The organism is Curtobacterium sp. B18, from assembly GCF_000333375.1.
GTDB lineage: Bacteria > Actinomycetota > Actinomycetes > Actinomycetales > Microbacteriaceae > Curtobacterium.
Genome location: NZ_BACZ01000433.1, coordinates 1 through 2,164, shown reverse-complemented (window position 1 = coordinate 2,164; position 2,164 = coordinate 1). Strand labels below are relative to the sequence as shown.

At 66.6% G+C, this 2,164-nt stretch carries 3 protein-coding genes and 1 pseudogene; all 4 read right to left on the bottom strand.

Annotation, left to right across the window (positions count from 1 at the left end):
• Nucleotides 1-25: 25 nt before the first annotated feature.
• A complete protein-coding gene (gene atpE, locus I5E_RS11950) occupies nt 26-262 on the bottom strand; it encodes an ATP synthase F0 subunit C (RefSeq protein WP_022907197.1) in 237 nt (78 codons plus the stop codon).
• Nucleotides 263-329: 67 nt separating this feature from the next.
• Complete coding sequence (gene atpB / locus I5E_RS11945; protein ID WP_022907196.1) at nt 330-1,190, bottom strand: F0F1 ATP synthase subunit A; 861 nt, start codon at nt 1,188-1,190, stop codon at nt 330-332.
• Nucleotides 1,191-1,294: 104 nt separating this feature from the next.
• Nucleotides 1,295-1,774, bottom strand: a complete 480-nt coding sequence (locus tag I5E_RS11940) for a hypothetical protein (RefSeq protein ID WP_022907195.1) — start codon at nt 1,772-1,774, stop codon at nt 1,295-1,297.
• Nucleotides 1,771-2,164, bottom strand: a pseudogene (locus tag I5E_RS11935) (undecaprenyl/decaprenyl-phosphate alpha-N-acetylglucosaminyl 1-phosphate transferase); the annotation flags it as partial. The pseudogene I5E_RS11935 and the gene I5E_RS11940, both read right to left, overlap by 4 nt.

Below are 2,164 nucleotides of genomic sequence, written 5' to 3'. Positions count from 1 at the left end.
TCAGTGCGTTCTGCATCGAGAGGCCTTAGTTGGTGAAGATGAAGTACGTCGCGATACCGATGAAGGCGAGGGCCTCGGTGAAGGCGATACCGATGTACATAAGGGTCGTCAGACGGCCCTGGAGCTCCGGCTGGCGAGCGACGGACTCGATCGTCTTGCCGACGACGATGCCCACGCCGATGGCCGGGCCGATCGCCGCGAGGCCGTAGCCCACGGTCGCGATGTTGCCGGAGATTGCCGCGAGAACGGTCGTTGCGTCCACGTGTTTTCCTTTCAGGATGCGGCCCGACGGATGCCGTGCCGTATTGGGGGTCAGTGCAGGTCGTTGGTCAGTGCTCGTCAGCCAGCGCGAGCTGGATGTACACAGCGGTCAGCAGCATGAAGACGTACGCCTGCAGCAGCGCGACCAGGATCTCGAAGAAACTGAACGCGATGCCGAACGCGAGCGTCCCGACTCCGAAGGCCTTGAAACCGAGCGAGGCGTCGACGAAGAAGAACTGCGTGGCAGCGAAGAACAGGACGAGCAGCAGGTGGCCGACGACCATGTTCATCAGGAGTCGCAGGGTCAGCGTCACCGGTCGGAGCACGAAGGTCGAGACGAGCTCGATCGGCGTCACGATGATGTACAGGTACCACGGGACCCCCGGCGGGAACAGCGAGTTCCGGAGGAAGGTGCCCGGGTGCTTGCGCAGACCCGCGTAGATGAAGGCCACGTAGGCGACGATCGCGAGGATCATCGGGTACGCGATGCGGCTGGTGCCCTGGAGGTTGAACCCCGGGATGAGACCCGTGAGGTTCAGGAACAGCACGGAGAAGAAGATCGTCGCCAGCAGCGGGAGGAACCGCTTGCCGTCCTTCTCACCCAGGTTGTCGAAGGTGTTCCGGCGGACGACGTCGAACGCGTACTCGATGAGCGCCTGGCCGCGGCCGGGGACGAGCTTGAGCGAACGGGTCCCGATGATGCCGATCAGCAGCAGGACCGCGACGGCGATGAACCGGATGATGACGAGTCGGTCGATCTCGAAGGGCGTCCCGGCGAAGAAGATCGCTTCCGGGAAGAACTCGTTGATCGACGGACCATGGAACTCGGCGGCCTTGCTGCTCCCCGCCGCGACGGTGTTACCCGCAGCGGTGAGGGACAGGGGAAGAGCGTGGGATAGCAGCGCTGTCTCCTGTGTCGGCGCGCGCACGCATGGCACGCGATGGTGGACGTTGTGGAGGCTCGTCCGCTCCGAGCTGTGCTCCGGACGCGGACTCCGAGAAGCCTATCAGGTGCTGGAGGCTTCCCGGGCTCTCAGTTGCGGGGGTCGCGCTTCTCAGGAGACGCGGAGTCTCCGGGGAGCGAGACGCCGATCGGGATGCGGGCCTTGGCGACCGCGACGACGTCGATCACGAGCGAGCCGACGACCCCGACGATGATCGCGACCGCGAGCACCGGGAAGTCCACCCAGTCGCGGTCCCGCAGCAGCACGAGCACGACGATGAAGACGACGAACTTGAGCAGCCACGTGCCCATCACGATGCCGAAGAAGGCCCCGGAGATCATCTGTCCCTTCGAGACGCGCAGCGCCACGAGCACGCTCACCGCGGTGAGGCCGAGGAACACCACGCTGAGCACGGCACCGATCAGCCCGCCGGCGAGCCCCGGGCCGCCGGCGACGAGCAGGCCCACGACTCCCCCGACGACGGCGAGCCCGACGGCCAGCAGTGCGCCCCAGGTGATGATTCGGCGGAACACCGGCCGGACGTGGTCGAGCGCGTTCGGTGCGGTCACGAGTTGTCTCCTGGGATCGATCGGTCGTTGGCGGCCCGGTCGAGCGGGTCGAGGCTGGCGTCCACCACGGCGGTGGACCGGGTGGCGACCTGTGCGGCGAACTCGGCGCGCTTGCGGCCGAGCGGGGCGAACGTGGCCACCGCGCACACGGCGAAGCCGACGGCGACGAAGACGACCACCCAGTACCAGTCCACGAAGAGGAACAGCAGGCAGCCGACCGCCACGGTGGCCGTCCACGCGTAGAAGATGAGCACGGCGTGGAAGTGCGAGTGCCCCATGTCGAGCAGGCGGTGGTGCAGGTGCTTCCGGTCGGCCGAGAACGGTGACTTCCCGGCGCTGAGCCGCCGCGTGACGGCGAGCCCGAAGTCGAGGATCGGCACGATGAGGATC